This window comes from Paenibacillus sp. yr247 (assembly GCF_900103825.1).
In the GTDB taxonomy this organism is placed as follows: domain Bacteria; phylum Bacillota; class Bacilli; order Paenibacillales; family NBRC-103111; genus Paenibacillus_E.
In genome coordinates this window covers 35,449-54,721 of sequence record NZ_FNIF01000011.1, presented here as the reverse complement: position 1 = coordinate 54,721, position 19,273 = coordinate 35,449, and the positions used below count along the sequence as shown (strand labels likewise).

At 43.6% G+C, this 19,273-nt stretch carries 16 protein-coding genes; 2 read left to right on the top strand and 14 right to left on the bottom strand.

The genetic code is table 11. The features are described 5' to 3' along the window. Positions 1 to 135 precede the first annotated feature (135 nt). Together BLT91_RS18415 and BLT91_RS18410 are read right to left on the bottom strand one after the other, a co-directional pair. Positions 136 to 888 carry a pseudouridine synthase gene (locus tag BLT91_RS18415; protein WP_090823542.1) on the bottom strand — a complete coding sequence of 251 codons (753 nt, stop codon included), beginning with the start codon at positions 886 to 888 and terminating at the stop codon, positions 136 to 138. A 6-nt stretch (positions 889 to 894) separates the two neighbouring features. Beyond that, positions 895 to 2,406, bottom strand: a complete 1,512-nt coding sequence (locus BLT91_RS18410; RefSeq protein ID WP_090823540.1) for an RsmB/NOP family class I SAM-dependent RNA methyltransferase — start codon at positions 2,404 to 2,406, stop codon at positions 895 to 897. Between the two features lie 218 nt (positions 2,407 to 2,624). On the opposite strand from BLT91_RS18410, the gene BLT91_RS18405 reads away from it, so the two are divergent. Next, positions 2,625 to 3,134 carry a thioredoxin family protein gene (locus BLT91_RS18405; RefSeq protein ID WP_090823538.1) on the top strand — a complete coding sequence of 170 codons (510 nt, stop codon included), beginning with the start codon at positions 2,625 to 2,627 and terminating at the stop codon, positions 3,132 to 3,134. Positions 3,135 to 3,248: 114 nt separating this feature from the next. Here the strand turns inward: BLT91_RS18405 and BLT91_RS18400 are convergent, their stop codons facing one another. The 8 genes from BLT91_RS18400 to BLT91_RS18365 form a co-directional block, all read right to left on the bottom strand. After that, on the bottom strand, positions 3,249 to 3,677 hold the full coding sequence (locus BLT91_RS18400; RefSeq protein WP_090823536.1) for a DUF309 domain-containing protein: 429 nt from the start codon (positions 3,675 to 3,677) through the stop codon (positions 3,249 to 3,251). Between the two features lie 3 nt (positions 3,678 to 3,680). After that, a complete protein-coding gene (locus tag BLT91_RS18395) occupies positions 3,681 to 4,478 on the bottom strand; it encodes a GTP diphosphokinase (protein WP_090823534.1) in 798 nt (265 codons plus the stop codon). A 26-nt stretch (positions 4,479 to 4,504) separates the two neighbouring features. Next, positions 4,505 to 5,602 carry a quinone-dependent dihydroorotate dehydrogenase gene (locus BLT91_RS18390; protein ID WP_090823533.1) on the bottom strand — a complete coding sequence of 366 codons (1,098 nt, stop codon included), beginning with the start codon at positions 5,600 to 5,602 and terminating at the stop codon, positions 4,505 to 4,507. Positions 5,603 to 5,755: 153 nt separating this feature from the next. After that, entirely contained in the window at positions 5,756 to 6,589 is an 834-nt protein-coding gene (locus BLT91_RS18385) for a PRD domain-containing protein (protein ID WP_090823531.1), read from the bottom strand. Beyond that, positions 6,586 to 8,058, bottom strand: coding sequence for a PTS transporter subunit EIIC (locus BLT91_RS18380; RefSeq protein ID WP_254777013.1), 1,473 nt, complete (start codon positions 8,056 to 8,058; stop codon positions 6,586 to 6,588). Before BLT91_RS18380 ends, BLT91_RS18385 begins: the two co-directional genes overlap by 4 nt. Before the next feature lie 142 nt (positions 8,059 to 8,200). Next, positions 8,201 to 9,040 (bottom strand): carbohydrate ABC transporter permease, encoded by an 840-nt coding sequence (locus BLT91_RS18375; RefSeq protein WP_090823529.1) that lies wholly within the window; start codon positions 9,038 to 9,040, stop codon positions 8,201 to 8,203. Positions 9,041 to 9,173: 133 nt separating this feature from the next. Then, the gene (locus BLT91_RS18370; RefSeq protein WP_090823527.1) at positions 9,174 to 10,079 is read right to left on the bottom strand and encodes a carbohydrate ABC transporter permease; all 906 of its coding nucleotides are present in this window, start codon (positions 10,077 to 10,079) and stop codon (positions 9,174 to 9,176) included. Between the two features lie 86 nt (positions 10,080 to 10,165). Further along, complete coding sequence (locus BLT91_RS18365) at positions 10,166 to 11,518, bottom strand: ABC transporter substrate-binding protein (RefSeq protein ID WP_254777012.1); 1,353 nt, start codon at positions 11,516 to 11,518, stop codon at positions 10,166 to 10,168. Between the two features lie 366 nt (positions 11,519 to 11,884). Here BLT91_RS18365 and BLT91_RS33575 point away from each other — a divergent pair, with 366 nt between their 5' ends. Continuing rightward, a complete protein-coding gene (locus BLT91_RS33575; protein ID WP_302847515.1) occupies positions 11,885 to 12,019 on the top strand; it encodes a hypothetical protein in 135 nt (44 codons plus the stop codon). A gap of 147 nt (positions 12,020 to 12,166) precedes the next feature. On the opposite strand, the gene BLT91_RS18360 is transcribed toward BLT91_RS33575, so the two are convergent. The 4 genes from BLT91_RS18360 to BLT91_RS18345 form a co-directional block, all read right to left on the bottom strand. Further along, positions 12,167 to 13,720 carry a L,D-transpeptidase family protein gene (locus BLT91_RS18360; RefSeq protein WP_090823524.1) on the bottom strand — a complete coding sequence of 518 codons (1,554 nt, stop codon included), beginning with the start codon at positions 13,718 to 13,720 and terminating at the stop codon, positions 12,167 to 12,169. 133 nt (positions 13,721 to 13,853) lie between these two features. Further along, on the bottom strand, positions 13,854 to 15,476 hold the full coding sequence (locus BLT91_RS18355; protein ID WP_090823523.1) for an NHL domain-containing protein: 1,623 nt from the start codon (positions 15,474 to 15,476) through the stop codon (positions 13,854 to 13,856). Further along, positions 15,473 to 17,260 (bottom strand): FecR family protein, encoded by a 1,788-nt coding sequence (locus tag BLT91_RS18350; RefSeq protein ID WP_175532383.1) that lies wholly within the window; start codon positions 17,258 to 17,260, stop codon positions 15,473 to 15,475. Before BLT91_RS18350 ends, BLT91_RS18355 begins: the two co-directional genes overlap by 4 nt. 27 nt (positions 17,261 to 17,287) lie before the next feature. After that, a complete protein-coding gene (locus BLT91_RS18345; protein ID WP_175532382.1) occupies positions 17,288 to 19,135 on the bottom strand; it encodes an adenylate/guanylate cyclase domain-containing protein in 1,848 nt (615 codons plus the stop codon). Between the last annotated feature and the right edge of the window lie 138 nt (positions 19,136 to 19,273).

Sequence of the window (19,273 nt, the reverse complement as noted above, 5' to 3'; positions counted from 1 at the left end):
TAAAAGATCCAATAATGCATACAAAAAACCGCCCAGCAATCGCATAGCACACAGCGATACATGGGCGGTTCTTCCGCACGCACACAATATTTCTTCTTGTTTGAAAATACCATATACTAGTAGTTTTGTAAATCTCTAATTTTGAGATTCGTGAGCATTACGTAAAGCGAGGAGTTCATCAGCGCTCAACTCTCTCACTTGACCCAATTCCAAGCTTGGATCTAGCGCAAGTGGTCCCATCGAAATCCGTTTCAAGTATACAACTTTTTTGCCGACGGCTTGAAACATCCGTTTCACTTGATGGTATTTGCCCTCCATAATCGTTAGCTCGATTTCTGAGAGTACCCCTTCTGACTCGTTCCCAATCTTTAAAATCTTCAAAATACCTGGGAGCGTTTCGTAGCCGTCGTCCAAGGTAACACCATTGGAAAACGCTTCGCGATCCTTTTCACTAACCTCCCACTCGACTTTGGCGAAGTACGTTTTAGGTACATGTTTACGCGGAGAGAGTAGGTTATGCGCCAACTTCCCGTCGTTGGTTAGCAAAAGGAAGCCTTCTGTATCCTTGTCCAGTCGCCCCACCGGGAAAACCTCGAATGGCGCATAAGCTGCATCCAAAAGATCAACAACCGTGCGGTCGCGATTGTCCTCTGTAGCAGAAACGACCCCCTGCGGTTTATTCATCATCAGGTAAACGAACTCCCGGTACAGAACCGTTTCTCCGTTTACCTTGATGATATCGGTATCGGGATTCACCTGCATACCGCTGTCTTTAACTTTCACGCCGTTAACGAAAATCGCGCCTTCTTTGGCGAGGCGTTTGAGTTCAGAGCGCGTGCCGATGCCCACATGGGCGAGTATTTTATCGAGCCGTTGTGTTTGTTTCATGACCGATTAGGTCCACCTCCAGCCGGGCGGGTATTCGTTCTTCAGCATCCCGTCGTGCCATTTGCCCCAGCCGACGGGATGGTCTTCAATGCAGACAAGGCAGTAGCCTTTGGCTGCCTGGGTCACATCCGGGTCGCGGATGATCTCGCTCTCCGCGACCTCGAGCGTCTCGCCCTTCAGGTACCGAAGGGCTCGCTCGTCGCTCGAAGCCAAGCTCAGCGCTCGCTTGGCTTCGAGCATGCGCAGTCCCATGGCTAACGCATGGGACGGCTCGAATCGGCCGCGGTGCAGCGCGCCGATGTACCAGCCCGGCCGCACGACTTTCAGTCCGTGCAGCTCGGGCAAGCCTGCCGGCGACGCATACGCGTGCTCGCCGTAACACACGAGCCGCGAGAGGGCGAAGGGCTCGCTGCGCAGCAGCTCGCCCGAGAACGCCTCAAGCGGCTCCAAGCTCACTAACGCGCGAGGCGACGTCTCCGCGCGGCCCTTCCCCCGCAGCGCCTCGCGGCCGCTGCGCTTCCCCACTCCCGATGCCGACACATAGTCGGCATCTATCCCGGCATCTCCTGCTTCCACAACAGCATCCTGTCGCAGCACGGCAACATAATGCCCTTCGCCCCGCAGGCGATGCGGCCACAACCGGGCCGTCCCCACTACAGCCTCCAGAGCGCGGGTTGAAAACTGCTCCTCACACCAAGGCGCACGCAGCCAATCCGGCCGTCCAGAGCCAAAACCTTCAACCGGAACCACATCAAACGCCGGATGCTTGTCCAAAAACTCTGCAATCTGCGCTTCATTCTCCTCTGGAGAAAACGTACACGTCGAATACACAATCATTCCGCCGGGCGCAAGCATTTGTGCAGCCTGTCCAAGCAGTACCCTCTGCATACTAGCAAATTCCTGCACAGAATGACGCTCCCATTGTAGCATCATCTCTTCTTCCTTGCGGAACATCCCCTCACCTGAACAAGGAGCATCAATTAATATTTTATCAAAATAACCTTGGAACGCCTTTAACATCCGCTCCGGCTTCTCATTCAAAACGACAGCGTTCCGTACACCTAGCAGCTCTAGGTTTTTTACAAGCGCCTTCACACGATCGGAATGAATGTCATTTACGACAAGAACTCCTTCGCCTTGAAGCTTAGCAGCTATTTGAGTCGATTTCCCACCAGGCGCAGCACATAAATCAAGTACTCGCTCCCCAGGTCGTACCTGTAGCAATTCCACTGGCGCCATCGCGCTAGGCTCTTGAATATAGTAAAGTCCTGCATGATAATAGGGATGCTTCCCAGGACGTTCGCCTTCTTCATAATAAAACCCTTCTGAAGCCCAAGGTACCGCGCTCAGCCCAAATGGACTTTTTGCCAGGAAATCGGCCTTATCTATCTTCGCCGTGTTCACCCTTAATCCAAACGTTCTCGGATGGTCATACGATTCTAGAAACTGCTCAAATTCATCTTCACCTAATAAATCAATCATTTTCTCCCTAAAAAGGGCAGGCAGCTGCTTTGTCATTCGACATCTTCTCTTTCATTTTTATCTTTTCATCTTAAATCTTTATCTTTTCAATCTCTCTTCTTCGTTCTTATCCTTCATTTCCCATTCGTTCAATAACCTATCGGTATTATAGCTGACTTGTCACCAAACAGCCAATTTTTTTCAAAATATAAACAGGATATGCTATACTTTTTATAGAAAATAGAAGATAGTAAACATTATAAAGAGGTGCACTCATGAAGAAGCTGCTTTTGTATCTAGGCATTGTAGTCATTTTATTTGGAGGCTTATATTTCGTTAATCAGCAATCTACCAATTCATCGGACAAAGCCAACGTTGGCAATCCATATGGCGTTGCGGCATCCAAATTAAATCCGGAAACCGTGAAACAATTAAATGATCCAAACTATCAGAACCTAATTTTACCTAAAGATTTGGATCAAAGACTGAAGAACAAAGAAACATTTTTTCAATATTATTACGCTTCGACCTGCCCGCATTGTAAAATCACGACCCCTGTTCTAGTTCCAATGGAAAAAGAGCTTGGTATTGATGTTAAACAGTTCAATTTGGAGGAATTCAAAGATGGCTGGCAGAAATATAAGATCGAATCAACACCTACACTTGTTTATTACAAAAATGGTGTAGAAGTTGAGCGAATTGTTGGCGGTGTCCCTGAGTCGGGAGCAACTGGTGGCAATACACCTGAGACTTTCAAAGCCTTTTTCCAAAAATATAAAGGTTAATCCTACGACAAAAGCAGCGGAGATTCCGCTGCTTTTGTTATTCACCTAATTTTTAGAGAGGACGGGCCCAAATGTCCAAACATTGATTGATAAAACTTGCTCAGCTTACGAACCTCAATCATGGCCTTCCTCCACATCATGCTGGGGTGGATGACGCTTCACTTCCGCAAAAAGTTCACTCAGTTCATCATCTAGGATGCGAATGTCCAAATCATAAGGGGCGAACGGCTCAACCTCAATACGCAGCAGCTTGCTTAGGTACTCTTGGCTATCCTGAATCAACTTTTCCAAATCGATCCCCAGGGCATGTGCAGGGTAAGGCGATAACTTATCCAAACCTGCACGAAAGAGCTTTATGGAACCGCTTACGTTACCATTCGCATGATGATAAAGGCCCACTGCAACCTGCAGTAGACCTTGGTATAAAGGGCTTCGGCCTTCCTCCAGCCAAAGCTCCTCCATCACTTCATGACATTCAAAATAGTCACGCCGATCGTTAAAATAATACAAATATTCTACATATAAGCGATCGTAGGCACCCATAGATCAGTTTTGATCTCCTTTTTTCGCTCTGGAGATTGCAGCCTCAATGTCGGACGACAGATCACTCAACCCATCTTCCGTTTCCCAAATCTCGTTAAATCTTAGCTGAAATTGAGCAGCTTCCCGAAATCTATGATAGAAATAAAGCTCCTGGATGTTATTGAGCACTTTATTTATTAAATTCGAGTTATCTTCAAACATCCTTTGAGATTCAACAATCTCGCCATGAATGCTGGACATTTCCTGATCTAATAGAAAAGCAGCCTCGGCGGCTTTGCTAAGACGCGCTCTAACCTCTGAAGGCAATTGCTCTTTATATTTATAATTCAGAGAATGCTCGATCGTAGCCCAGAAATTCATCGCGAGCGTCCGGATCTGTACTTCGGCTAAAATTCGTTTCATACCTAAAGCAGTTTGCACGGGATACTCAATAATAATATGAAAGCTGCGATAACCACTCGGTTTCTTATTCGTAATATAATCTTTTTCGTAGACTACACTCATGTCCTGCCTGCTGCGAATAAGCACGGCCAAACGCTCGATATCTTCTACAAACTGACACATAATCCGAATACCAGCGATATCCTCGATACCCGACTCTAATTGATCCATCGGCACGTTCAACCGTTTCGCTTTCTCTAGCACACTGGATATTTTTTTAACACGTCCCGTAACGAATTCAATAGGTGCATACTCTTCTCTACTCTTGAGTTCACTACGCAGCGTCTTGAACTTTACTTTCAACTCTTCTACTGCTTGTTCGTAAGGCAGGAGAAATTTCTTCCAGTCTCGTCCATCCATCCTTTTATCCTCCATTCCGAATGAAGTCAGTTCTGATCTGCGCCGATTGCCTGGGATATATGTGTATACCCATCTTTCTTTAGCAAATTATGAAGCCCCTTATTTAAGCTTGTAAGAATTCCGGGACCTTCGTAGATTAATCCTGTATAAACCTCCACCAAGCTGGCACCAGCCCGTATTTTGTCATAGGCATCTTGCGCGGTAAAAATTCCTCCCGCCCCTATGATCGGCAGCTTGCCTTCCGTCAGTTGATAGACACGTCTGATGACTTCGGTGGATCGTTCAGTAAGAGGTTTTCCACTTAATCCGCCTGCTTGCTCGCGATTCGAATGTACGAGCCCTTCTCTGCTCAGCGTTGTGTTGGTGGCAATAATCCCAGAAATACTGCTGTCCTTAATCGTTTTTACGGTTAATTCAAGCTCTTCATCAGTGAGATCCGGCGCAATTTTAACCAAAACAGGTTTACCTGTGTGACCGTTCTTTTCCTGCTGAAGCTGCATTTCGGCTGTAACCGCATCAAGCAATCGCTTCAAATCATTCCCATGCTGTAAATTACGCAAATCCGGTGTATTTGGTGAGCTAATATTCACTACAAAGAAATCGCCATATGTATACAACTCCCGAATACAGGCCCTATAATCCTCTTCGGCCTGTTCATTCGGCGTCGTTTTATTCTTACCTATATTAATAGCTACAGGGATATCGCGCTTTCCTGTCTTTATCAAATTTTTCGCCATCTCATCTGTACCAACATTGTTGAAGCCCATTCGGTTGATAAGTGCCTTGTCCTCTGGAAGACGAAATAGCCGCGGCAGCTCATTGCCCGGTTGTGGCTTTGGTGTAATTGTGCCTACTTCCATGAAACCAAAGCCTAGTTGTGAGAATCCTTTAACCGCCTTAGCATTTTTATCTAAACCTGCTGCTAGACCTATCGGATTTGCAAATTGTAGTCCCCATAATTGTTGGGCCATGAGTGGTGAGTAAGGCACTCCATACATCGATTTGAGTAATTGTTTCCCGCCTGGGAAGCTGCCAACAACACTTAAACCGTCTATTGTGAGATGATGCGCCCTCTCCGGATCCATTCGGAACAAGATCGGTTTTCCTAGCTTTTTATACAGCATGTCCTATGCACTCCGTTCTCTAATGACTCTAACAGTCAGTTTAGCTGACAATGTGCAATTATGCAATCCACTGTAAGGCTTAAACCTCTTTTTCAAACAAAAAATCCCTGCTCCATGAAGGTTGCAAGGGAATCCATTCGAACTATAACAAGCCTATGCTTCTGTTCGCTGAAGCAGCCGTTCCAGATGCATCGTCAAGTACCCCGTTTCATCATCAGGTACTTCTAATTGAAGAGAATCACTAAGCATCAGTGATAACACTTTCGCTTTCACATAGGTGTCTCCATACTCTTCTTTAATTTTTCCAAGCAGCGAGTTCTGAAGTGTCTTTTTTTGTTTAACACGTTCAATAACACCTTTCAAGTGACTAATGAACCGCAGTGTTGAGAACGAATCGTCAAAATTAAAACCTAATTCTTTGGCAGATTCAATTGTCTGAGATACCACTCTGACTACCGCTAGGGAATCAGAAGCTTGCTCTTTTTTGCGAGCGCCATTGAAATGCATGGCCAAGAAGGCGACCTCATCTTCCGGTAATTTAACATCCAGATGATCATTGAGGAAGTCAACGGACTTCTTGGCTACTTTGTATTCCTCTGGATACATATATCCAATTTCGTATGCAAAAGGATTGGTGATGAAAATCCCGCGTTTCTGCCGTTCGACTGCAAAATTAATATGATCGACTAGCGAGGCGTGAATCGTTTCAGAGAAGTCGCCTTCCAGCATGCTTTGTGCATAAGCGATGACTTCCTCCGTAATTCCGATAATTTTCACATCGACCGCATTCAAAATTTGTTCATAGTTCTTGAGAACCTCCGAAGTATGTAGAAGGAATTCTTGTGTGATTTCACCTTCACTAATAAGCATACCTGGCGTTTTCTTGAATCCGATCCCTTTACCAAAAGCAATCGAATTTTTACCTGATGTCAAATGTGCCATCACCACATTGTGTGACAGTACATGAATGATTGTCCGTTCAATCATAAGACACCTCCGCGTTCTAAGGCTCGTCCTGATTTGTCTTTTTGCGTATCAACAAGCATAGGTTTAATACTCTCACGAATTTGTTCGGATTCAGTACCGAACACAACGTGTACGTTACCTTTGCCAAGCCTGATAACCCCGATAGCACCAAGCTCCTTGAGCTCGCTATCCATGATCAGATTCTCCTCATTCACCAACAAGCGTAGGCGTGTAATACAAGCATCAATTGAGATAATATTAGAAGGCCCGCCAATATGTCTTAGAATGCTGGATGGGCGATCTTCTTTCGTTTCGATTGCGCCCGTGACTTCTTCTGTTTCTAGCTGAGCTGTATCGTCCCGACTAGACACTTTGACCGGGAAGTAATGAAGATACACACGAAAAGTTAAATAATATAGGATAAAGTACCCGATACCAACGATGAGAATCCAATAGGGCTTCGTAGATACATGCCAGTTGAGAACAAAATCAATAAAGCCAGCTGAAAAACCAAAGCCCATCTTCACCTGAAGGATATTCATAATCAACATGGAAAAGCCGGTTAACAAAGCGTGTATCACATATAAGCCTGGCGCTACGAACATAAATGTAAACTCAATTGGCTCCGTTACACCTGTTAAAAAGCTGGTCAAGCCAGCACTCAGCATGACTGGAACAACAAGCTGCCGGTTAGAAGGAGACGCGCTTCTAATCAACGCTAAGGCTGCGGCTGGAAGACCAAACATAATCACGGGATAATAGCCCGTCATGAACATGCCCGCTTCTGGATCTCCAGCGAAAAATCGAGAGATATCGCCATGTACGATTTTACCGGTTGGCGTACTAAAATCTCCGATTTGAAACCATGCGATATTATTAATAATATGATGTAATCCGGTTGGGATAAGCAACCGGTTCATGATCCCATAGATGAATACGCCGATATTTCCATTATCAACGATCCATAAACCGATAACGCTAATGCCCCTTTGTACGGGAGGCCAGATAAAACCCATCAACACGCCAAGAAAAACCATAACCAAAGACGTTATTAATGGAACAAATCGCTTCCCTCCGAAAAATCCTAATGCTTTGGGCAGCCGAATATGTTGGAATCTGTTAAAGAAGGCAGCCGACAGCACACCGACGAGCATACCGCCTAATACCCCCATGTCCAGTTGATCGGCAGAATCGGTTCCCGTTTGAAAGTGCTTCAGAACATTGTCGAAAACTAAATAACCAACAGCAGCTGCCAAGGCTGCAATCCCGTCGCCGGAAGTCAGCCCAATGGCAATACCAATCGCAAAAATGAATGGTAAATTATCAAAAATCGCACTCCCGCCAGACTCAAAGATCTGAGCCACCTGCATAAGAAATGGATCACTAAAAGTCATTTTCCCAATACGTAAAAGAATAGATGCCGCAGGCAGCACCGCAATCGGAATCATCAAAGAACGTCCAATTTTCTGCAATATATACATCGATCTCATGTCATGTCACCTATAGAAGCCCACAAGTTTGGCCGTTTCTTGTTTGCTCTTGCCTTACCCCAATTATAGTAGAAAGAACACCCACCCGAAAGGATAAAATCCTCTAGGATAAGGTGTTTTTTCTATGCAACTCTGTGTGCAGTTATTTCACAGCTCCCGCTGTAATCCCACTTGCGATTTGGCGTTGGTAAATGATATAAACAATCAGCGTTGGAAGCGTTGTAATAAGCAGTCCAGCGAATAATGGCCCCCACTCTACACGATATTGCATTTCAGCTTGCATAACGGCAAGGCCGATCGGCAGCGTGTATTTGGTAGGTTCATTGGTCAGGACAACACCAAGGAAATACTCGTTCCAGTTATTCAGCATATTCGTAATCATAACGGTGATAAGACCCGGCTGTGACAACGGCAGCATGACGCGGAAGAAGGTACCATAATGGGATGTCCCGTCTATGATTGCCGCTTCTTCAATTTCTTTGGGCAGTGATTTGTAGAAGCCCACAAGTAGGAAGATACCAAAAGGAAGATTAAGTGCTGCATAGACAAGAATTAAGCCCAACCACGTATTGATCAAATGCAAATCATTCAGCAAGAAGAACAATGGAATCAGAGCTAACGCGAACGGGATCATCATCGATGAGACATAAATCGTAAAGAGGATTTTATTTCCTTTAAAATCATACCTAGCTAGGATATACGCAGTCATCGCGGCAAGAATCATACCCAGAAGGGTACTTCCAACGGTGACAACAATGGAGTTCATGAAATAGGTGCTAAAGTTATATTTACTCCAAACATAGGAGAAGTTCGACCATAGCAGCGGGTATTTGGGCAGAGCCCAAGGGGCATTTAAGAAAAATTGCTCATTATTTTTGAGTGCATCGAGCAATGTCCAAACTAATGGATACAGGACAGCAACGCTCCAAATAAGGAGAATGATCCAAACAAACATTTTGGCTAACGGATTTTTGATGACCATACGATGGTTCCCCTCCTTCAGTATCATTTTCTGAGTTGATAAGGAAGTATAAGTGTTATACTTTTACTTCGCATCAACCTTGACAAACGCGTTCGTCCTGAAGGACGACGGTGCCGTTTATCCTTGGATGACCTTAATGCATTTCGATTGCTTCTTGGCGCATGATACGCTGCAGAATAAGGGTAGTAATCAGTGAAACGATTAAGATCATGACACCAATGGCTGCTCCATAACCGAAATGATATTGTTGAAACGCCATCCGATACAGATAAGATCCCATTACTTGGGTCGTATTATCAGGTTGTCCGCCATTCGTCATTAACTGAACAATAACGAATGACCCGTTGAGTGTCGTAATTACGATATTAACAATGGAAACCTTAATTTGCTCCCAGATCAGCGGCATGGTAATGTGACGGAATTGCGACCATTGACCAGCTCCGTCTATATTAGCTGCCTCATAGTAGGAAGCAGGAATATTCACGATTGCAGCAATCATCAGAATCATATAAAAACCGATACCAGCCCAAATCGTAGGGGGCAGTAACATCCAGATCGTATGCTGTGGAAATCCTAACCAAGTTATATCTACTTTATTCCCTGTAAAAAGAGACAAGAATGCGTTCAAGAAGCCGATTTGCGGATTGTAGATGAAGTTCCAGAGTACACCAATAACAACAACAGAGATTACATTCGGGATAAAAAATATCGCTCGGAAGAAGCCTGCGCCTTTCAATTTGAAACGTGTTAAAGCAACAGCAAAGAAAGTCGCCAGAATCATAATACCAATAACTTTACCAGCCACTAAAAAATAGTCATTCCCGATGGCTCTTAGTACGATTGGATCTTTAAATAATTCGACGAAATTATCGAATCCGATGAATGTACTATTCTCTGACATTCCTGACCAATCATAGAATGACTTCTGTAAAGCCTGTATAACAGGGTATATCGTAAACACACAGAAGAACAGAAAAGTCGGAATGATGAATGAAGCGATGAACAAATTCCGTTTCCACATTTTTGAGTTGGTCTTCATTCTATCCTCACCGTCCTATCATTAAAATGGCGGAGAACTCCTAAGGCCATTGCCTTCCTTGTTCTCCGCTCTGCTTCATTTAGTTATTATTTCTTTTGTTTTGCTACGACATCAGAAACACGTTTTACCCACTCTTCAGGCGTGATCGTTCCGATTGTTAAAGCAACAGATGCATCTTGCATAGCTTTGTCTACATCTGCCGCGAAGGAAACGGTTGGCACAACAACCGTATCAGGTGAAGATAAGAATTTAGCAGCGTCTTTAACGAAGTTAGGCGCTTTGGAAGAAGAGATATCACCTTTAATGTTAGAAGGAGCACCGCTAAGCTCAGCCCATTGGGAAGCTTGTGTTTTGGAGAATACGAACTGCATGAACGCTTTTGCCGCTTCTTTGTTTTTCGCTTTTTTCGCTACACAAAAAGTTGCTGTGGACGTGTTTGCTACAACTTTTCCACCTTTATCTTGTGTAATGGATGGAATGAAGCCGAAGTCAAAAGTTGCTGGAACGTCTTTGGCCATTTCGTTTGGCAGCCACAGGCCGTTCGGGATAAAGGCATCTTTGTGCTGCAGGAATAAGGATTGGGAATCCGTGTGATTGATTTGTACGGATGCTTTGTCGATGTAACCTTTATCACGCATTTGAACGATTTTGTTCAAACCTTTGATAATGGCTGGGTTTTTCCAAGCTTCAAGATTGTTTGTAGCCATATCTTGTAGCAATTTGTAGTCGTTATTGTTAGCAGATACGATTGCTGGGAACAATACGCCGCCGTTGATGTAGTATGGATATTTACCAGTATGGATGAATGGATTAATTCCGGCACCTTTAATTTTCTCACTTACAGCTAAGAAATCTTCGAAGTCTTTCGGTTCAGCCCATCCTTTATCTTTGAATAGGGCTTTATCGTAGAAAATACCCCAAGAACTCATAACGAATGGAATATTGTAGATTTTACCATCAAACTCTTGTGGTTTTTGAGCAAGCAAATCAATGATTTTCTCGCCTTCAACGTTCTTCGCGTCTTTGATCCAGTCAGTCAAATCTTCCAACTGTCCGTCTGTAACCATTTGACGATCGAACAATTCAGGTCCATCGATGTATACGAAATCAGGTGGGGTACCAGCGATCCAGCGGGGCTTCATTTGCTCGTTAATTTTTGGTCCCGCACTTTCTTTAATTTTCAGATCTGGGTTAGCTGCTTGGAAATCAGCAATAACTTTTTTCCACCATTTGTCGCCAAAACCGCCGACAAAGTATTGGATTTCAAAATCACCGGATAATTTTTTGGGACCCGCAGCAGTTGGAGCCGCTGTAGCAGCAGCTGTCGGCGCCGCTGTTGCAGCCGGTTTTGTTGTTTCAGCCGGAGCAGCGGATTTACCGCAACCTGCAGCTACGAGTACCATGGATGCAGCCAAGCCCATTGTTGAAAATTTTTTCATGTTCATGTGTTCATCTTCTCCCTTTTTTAATAAGTCTGATTGTTATTTATGGCGTTTCCTGTTTACCGGGTTGAATTTTCCTTAGTCGTTTTTGCTACCAACCCCCTTCAATATTTGAAAAAACAAAAAAAGGGCATAGTTATAGAAGAAAACTTGCATTCTTCAATAACTAATGCCCTTACGGTTACATGTTATTAAAACTGACATATTAAATTATTTTCGTGATGCGTGTAATTAAATCTTACAATAAAATGACATGACCGTCAATACTTGATTTGAAATTTCATTTACAATCATATTCTATGAACGCCCATACTTGTGATATGATAGATCATATCGTTTAATCTTAAGAAAAAGGTGATTCTTATGTCCAAACGCAAACCGATAACAGCCACTCGCAGAGCCAAAGATGAAGTAAATAAGAAAGCCATCATTTGGACAGGATCCATTCTGCTTGTTGTCATCATTGCTATGACGTTACTGCTCATTTTGAACAAATGACTAGGACAGAAATGATTGAAATCATCACGTTCTGAATTGTAACCGCTTTCTAGATGTTTGTCAAGGGTAAATTTCTAACCGTAAACGCATTAAAACAAAAACCGTCCGAAGCAAATTCAGACGGTTTTTGTGTATGAATCCAAATGGTTAATCAAGCCATTTATACTTCTTGCCGGGATTGCTATCTTTGGTCTGTAAGGGAAGTCTAAAGGACTGATCCGGCTTCCCCCTGCCAGCTCCGATTCCAGGGCTGCCTCCCTCATTGCCGTTTCCACCATCCGAAACCGCAGGTAAAACCCCCTTACCAATCGTCACTTTCGTTTCTTGCGGTACCATATTATAGAGTTCTTCAATGTCAGCTTGCTGCATGCGAACACATCCATGAGATTCATCTTTCCCGATACTGGAAGGCTTATTTGTACCATGAATAGCATATAGCGTATCCGATAAGGTCATCCCCCGGCTCCCGAACTCTCCATTCGATTTACCATTTGGATCCCTGACCTTTTCACTGATTTTGAAATCGCCCTGCGGCGTTTTCTCGCCCCCTAGGCCAACTAGATAGCTGCGGATTATAAACTCACCACTAACGAGTGCCAAACGATGCTGATCCGTGTCGATTACAATTCTGAGGGGATCACGCAGCGGATCAGGGGATGACTTAGACTGCGAACTAGCAGGCATCGCTTGTTCTTTGAGCGTTTGTTTCGACTGCTCGTTTTTATCCGTCGTTTGTCCCGACTCCTGTGCTTTTCCAGTTTTAGCACTTTCATTAAACTTACTTACAACTTGAGGAAACGCCTCCTGCATCTCAGGTGCTAATCCTGGCAAGAGATTATCCGGGTAAGGCTTCGTAAGCTGTTCTGGTTTCTCTGGCAGCGATCCCGTCTTCAGTTGATACGCCTGAATCGTGCTTTGTAAGACAATAGCTTGCTCGCGTTCGCTCATCCAGTTGGCTATGACCGGAACAAGTGCAGAGCTATCCGCAACCTGACAGGAGCATATCTGAGACTGGTAGTACTTAAGCGCTGCAGTACTTCCGCCTCCAACTTGGGTCTCTACGCTAATGAGAGGCTTAACCGATCTGTTCCACTCGCTCCATTTACCGTCAGCACTTCTGGGAGCTTCCATGATAACAGACTCCCCTGTTCCTGAAGAAGTGAGTACTCGTTGCAGCTTCTTACTCCAGTCCCCATCAGAGAAATAAAGCTTGGCTCCAGCAGGAACTTCCTGCTTTTCAGTCGCTGGAATCGCTGACGGAGTTGCGCCTATCGAAAGGGAACTAGTTTTGACAACCTCAGTAGGAAAACCTTTTATATCCTCATTCGCTAAATTCATTGCTGCAGGAACTGCTAGCAGAAGCAGAATAACCATTAAGGGCAACCATTTCCCCATACTGCTCGTTTTCCTTTTAGAAGAAGGCTCTGTGTCTTTCTTTGAGATTGAAGTAGGGTATGAGGGCAGTGGACCTTCAATTGTTATTTTCTGACATTCAAATGCCTCATAGATCTCCCCAGACTGTGCAAAACAGTATGCCGCTTTGCCTTCTTTTCCTTGCGCTGCATATTCTCTGCCAAGCAAATACCACGCCATTTTATGATCAGGATGATCTTTAACATATTTTTTGAGATAAAGAGGATCTTCGATCGGATTATGCTGGAAAAATCGTTCCAACTGATCATTGCGATTATTCTCTTTCAACCTAGAAACCTCCTATCGCTTCTTCGTGACTCGCGCGCTCTAACTGATTTATCGGCAAATATTGCTATGAGTTGAAGTTAAAAAAACGAGCTCGGACAAAGGTTTCCCCTGCCGAGCCCGTTTTGCACATTTTTTACTTCACATATGATTTCGTTCGTAAAATAGCTATGTGATGGGCAGCATCCCACTGAACATCCAACCCGATCTGCTCTGCGAAGAAACGAACCGGCACATACGTGCGATCTTGTTTCACATAAGGAGAAACATCCGTCACTTGTTTAATGTCATCTCGACCGACTTTTTTTCGCACAACGCCTGTTTCACCAATCGTAAGCTCTACCGTAACATCATCTTTGATGAGTTGTACAACGGATTTCCCAGCTTGTTCGACATATTTGACTCCGTAACCAAAAGCTTCGCTTATTGCACGAACTGGAACCATCGTACGTCCATCCTGAATTTCAGGCTGTGAATCAAAGGAAATCACTTTATCGCCATTTACAACTTTTACTTGTTGATTGTTTTCTAAATTTGCTGGTAATTGATAAGGAGCGACTTTACGAATTTTGTTGTTAGAGGAATCCGCCACCACGATATTACCTTGAGCCGTCATAAGCACGTCGTTAGGATTGTAAAACTGAGCCGCTTGCTCTACACCGTCCGTTTCGCCTGTGGTGACCGTTCCTGCAATCGTTGATAACTTTCCATCTAGCAGATAACGGATAGCATGATTCAGGCTGTCTGCAATTAAAACCCCGCCTTCGGAAGTTACGGCAAGTCCTTTAGGGAAGTCAAACTTCGCTTTAAGCGCCTCCCCATCTGCAAAGTCTCCGCCTGCATACAGCGCATTTTTATCATAAATCGTATTATTGCTTACAACTGGAGTCGATCCTGCAACCGTAGTCACTGTTCCTGACTGGAGGTCAATATAACGAATACGTTGGTTGCCTGTGTCACTAATAAACAGATTACCTTTGCTATCGAGAACCAATCCTGCAGGTTCATTGAACTTCGCTGCAGCTAAGCTGCCATCTTGATATTCTCCAGTGAAAGAAGCTTCACCTGGACGAATTTGGATTGCGCGATTAGAAGCCGCATTAAGGGTAGAAACACTGCCATCTACTGAGATTTTACGTATAACATGATTGAGTGAATCCGCGACATAAACGGTGCCATCTGCTGTGGCCGCAACATCACTCGGGTGATTGAAGCTTGCCTCAGCACCTTTTCCATCCTTATTGCCTGGGACACCATTTCCAGCTAGTGTGGAAACTTGTCCATTCGTATCCACTTTGCGGATTGCGTTATTCGCCGAATCAGCCACATACACGTTTCCTTTGGCATCAATAGCTAAACCTATTGGCTCATTGAAAAAGGCTTCTGACGATTTTCCATCAACAAGTCCTCCAGTCGGAAAACCTTGGCTATTTTTTGTCACAACAACCTCTGGACCTGCGAATGTCGTAACCTTCCCTCCTGAAATTTTACGAATCAGATGATTCCGTGTGTCAGCGACGAGGATACTGCCATCCTGGAGTTGAATAACACTGCCCGGAGCACGGAAAGCCGCGCTAAGAGCATCACCGTTTTCATCTTCAAAATCACCAATTCCCGCTAAGGTCGACACATCCGCAAGGATTTGCCCATTGCTAGATAATAGCGCATCGGCAGACAATCCTGCTGCCAATGCAGATGAACCTCCCCAGAAGGTCGCAGCCACTAGGGATGCAACTAACATATGTTTTAAGCGTTTCATTCGTTTCTCCTCGTATTTATGATTGCTGGTAATATACTATTTACAGGTATTTCGATATTTTGAACGGAAGAGCCATTCATACGAACAATGACAATTTTGCCAACTGCTATTGTTTCAGAACCATATCCATACATTGGAATCGTCACAAGTTTTTTAGTACCGCTAACCGCAATATTCCTTGTTGTACTTCCAAAGTTGGTCACTGCATAGACAAGTTCTTTTTGATTGGAGCCCTTATATTCTTTAATATGATCAGCGCTGTTGATGAAATTGAAAATATTCCCATTTATTACCGGAGCAGCATTATAAAAGGTATTATCATCATAAAGCAAATGTACTTCTACGCCATAAATATCATGATCCCCAACAAAATCACTTAATTTAATATCCAAATTAAAAAAACCAAGTCTGTTTGGATTTAGATCCGCGGTAGCAACCAAACTAACTGCCGGAACTGGATCGCTTGAGCCTGAATCTGAACCTGTTCCCGGCACTGGATCTGGTGTCTTCGTCCCATTCTTCGCTTTATCGAATTCTTTCTTCTCTACATCAGAAAGACTCTCCTTCAACTTTGCTTCAGCTTCTGCTTTCGCCTTTGCTGCTGCCGCTTTCGTCGCTTCTAGGATCTTTGTTCTTTGCTCTTCCAATGCTTTGAGTGCAGCTGCAAGTTGTTTTTTGAGCTCTTCTTGCTTCTTTTCTACTTCAAGTTTCTTTTTTAGCTTCTCTGCTTCAAGCTTTCGAAGCTCCTCTTGCTTCTTCTTCTCTTTTTCCGGGTCTATACCCGCAGTTTTATCTAGCACTTTTACTTTATCTAAATCTAATTTTTTATTTTGTTCAACAATTTTTTTGTTCGTTTCTTCGATCAATTTATCCATTGAAGATTTATCGATCTTGTTATTTTCCAATGCTTTTTTAGCAATATTTCCGATCAAATTGTCTAAGTTTTGTTGCACTTTATCCAGCTCAGCTTGGTTCTTCACAACTAATGAAGTCTGATCTTCTACGACTTTACCATCTGCAATTTCTTTCTTTTTCTTAGCAATAAACTCATCATTTTCTTTATCAATATCCGCCTTGTTTTTGATAATCTCTTTAATGACATCTGGCGATGCATCCCTAATAAAATCATCTAAATGAAGGAAATCTACTTTCAAAGACAGATCTTTCGTTTCTTCTCTGGAATCCAAAGAAATTTGCTGCGTTGGATATAAGTATGTAATTGAAGTCTTTTGAGTAGAGTCGGAGCCATTCGTCACAGTTGATGCAGAGACCTTTCCAGCTCCAACCGCCATCTTAATACCGCCTGTTTTCGGATCTACAGTAACGAAGAACTGCGTTCCACGCACACCCATAACAGCCGTTGGCGTCTCCACTTCGAATTCATCATCAGAACCTGCTAATGATTTCACTTTGACCCACAACGATCCAGCCCAAACTTTAAGTTTGGATTTTTTGTTTCCATCAGAGGTATTGAGATCAGACACGTTAATCTCAGCATTTTCACCTAACGTTACGTCCGAATCCCCATTGCTCAAATTAAGCGTTACGGATGAACTAGCTCCCGTATAAACGGTATCGCCTTGGTTTAAACTCATATCTTCATAAGCGTCGTATGATTTGGAGCCTCCGCCTTTTTTGATCGTAACATCACCGGATAAAGACGTGACAACAGCTACCCGAACGGTTTTTGCGTCCACAGGCTTAACAAGCAGCGCTGATATCAAACTAAACCCTAAACAAAAACTTAAGAATAATGAAGCAAATGATTTCTTAGATATTCCCATACTGAATTCCTCCCCAGTATTCATTTGTTAGAGATTTCCGATGACTTCATAAACCGCAATGGGCTTTTCTTTTCCTTTTATTTTAATTTCGCCAATAGATTCGATCTCGAACAGGTTTTTGACCCTCGCATAGGTCTGCTCACTGATTAGAATTTGGCCTGGCTTCGCATTCGCTTCTAATCTAGCTGACAAGTTGACGGTATCCCCGATAGCCGTATAGTCCAGCCTTAGGTTTTCAGAACCAATATTTCCTACAACTGCAGGTCCACTATGGATGCCGAGCCCGAACTTCACCCCGATGCCATACATCTCAATCAATTTCTGCTCAAGAAAGTTGGCTTGTGACTTCATTTCAATAGCTGCGCGAACGGCCATTTCGGAGTGATTCTCATATGCAATCGGAGCGCCAAACATCGCCATAACGCCATCACCAATGAATTTATCCAGTGTTCCATTAAATTTAAAAATAGCTTTTGTACAGACATCCAGGTATTCATTCAATACTTGAATAACTTGCTCCGGCTCAAGTCGTTCAGACATTGGGGTAAACCCACGAATATCTACGAAAATAAGTGAGATATCTTTACGGCTTCCGCCAAGCTTAACATCTTCACCGGACTGAAGCAGCTCGTCCACAACCGTTTTGGAAACAAACCTTCCGAAAATACTTGTTACACGATTGCGTTCTTTACGCTCTTCCAGGTAGTGGTTCACTAATGACCAAATGTAGATTGTAACTAAAGCAAATTGTGGATATACGAGGGGAGCAAAGGTTGATCCAGCAATATAGAAAGTTAACCATATGCCACCATAAATCACGAACATGCCCAGAAAAATAATAAGTGCTGTTTTCCCTCTAAATCTCTCAAATAAGAGGATAGCGAGTAAAGATATCAGAAGTATAATGCCAACGCCAACAGGCTTACTTGTATCTTTGTAAAACTTACTTTCTAGCAAGGTTTGAATCATATTGGCATGAATTTCGATCCCAAACATTTTGACAGAGCTGATCGGCGTCGGATATTCATCCTGCATGGCAGTAACGAACGGTCCTACAAGAACAATACTGCCTTGCAAAGGCAAAGGTTTTTTACTGTTGATAACATCAATGAAAGAGAGCAATTCATAGCCTGTCGTAGCATTTACTTTCTGCCTAGGCAGTGTGAAAAATTCTGTCGTCACTTGATTTCTTTCGTTCGTTGGCAGTATGATATTGCCGCGCTTCCATTGTCCAGTTGCCTCATCTCGCTTTATCTTGTCCTTTTCGTCAAGGACGAGATTAGCAAGCGCAACACTAAATGCAGGTATGTATACTCCATTCTCATCCGGCAGCCCAACAGGCAGTTTCCGAGCCTTACCATCCTTATCGACAAACACATTAATATGTGCCATTTGCTGCCTACTGATTGTTAAAGTTGGTGTGGGGTTGTCGACTTTCTCAGGTATGAGATCGCCTGCTTGCTCTTGTATGGAGGGATAGTTGATTTGGACAGGCATGATGACATTCTGGTATTTTGCTAAAACATCGGCCAAATCTTTATCGTCGGCGGGGTTTTTCGAAGGTTCGGCCAAGACCACGTCTATACCGATTGCTGCTGCGCCAGATTGCTCAAGCTTTTCAATCAATTGTGCATAATTGGTACGATCCCAGGGGAACTTTCCGATCTCTTTGAGAGATTTCTCATCAATTTTAACAATTTTGATACGATCCTCTGGCTGACGTTCATCAACCGATTTAGCTTTACGCAAAATATCTTGAAGGGGACCCTCGACAAAATAAAACAAACCACTTGAGTTCACCGTGTAGAAATATGTCGATAACAACATCAACACAAGTCCTGCTGCCAATGTTTGAATCCATTTCTTCCTACTCATAAGATCCTCCCATATGATTACTAGGTTCATTGTAAGATGACGGGTAATAAATGGCAATGAATTGTTACAATTTAATACAATAAACAGCAAAAAAAGAGCTCAATTCCTTTACAGGAACTGAGCTCTTCCGACATTCTG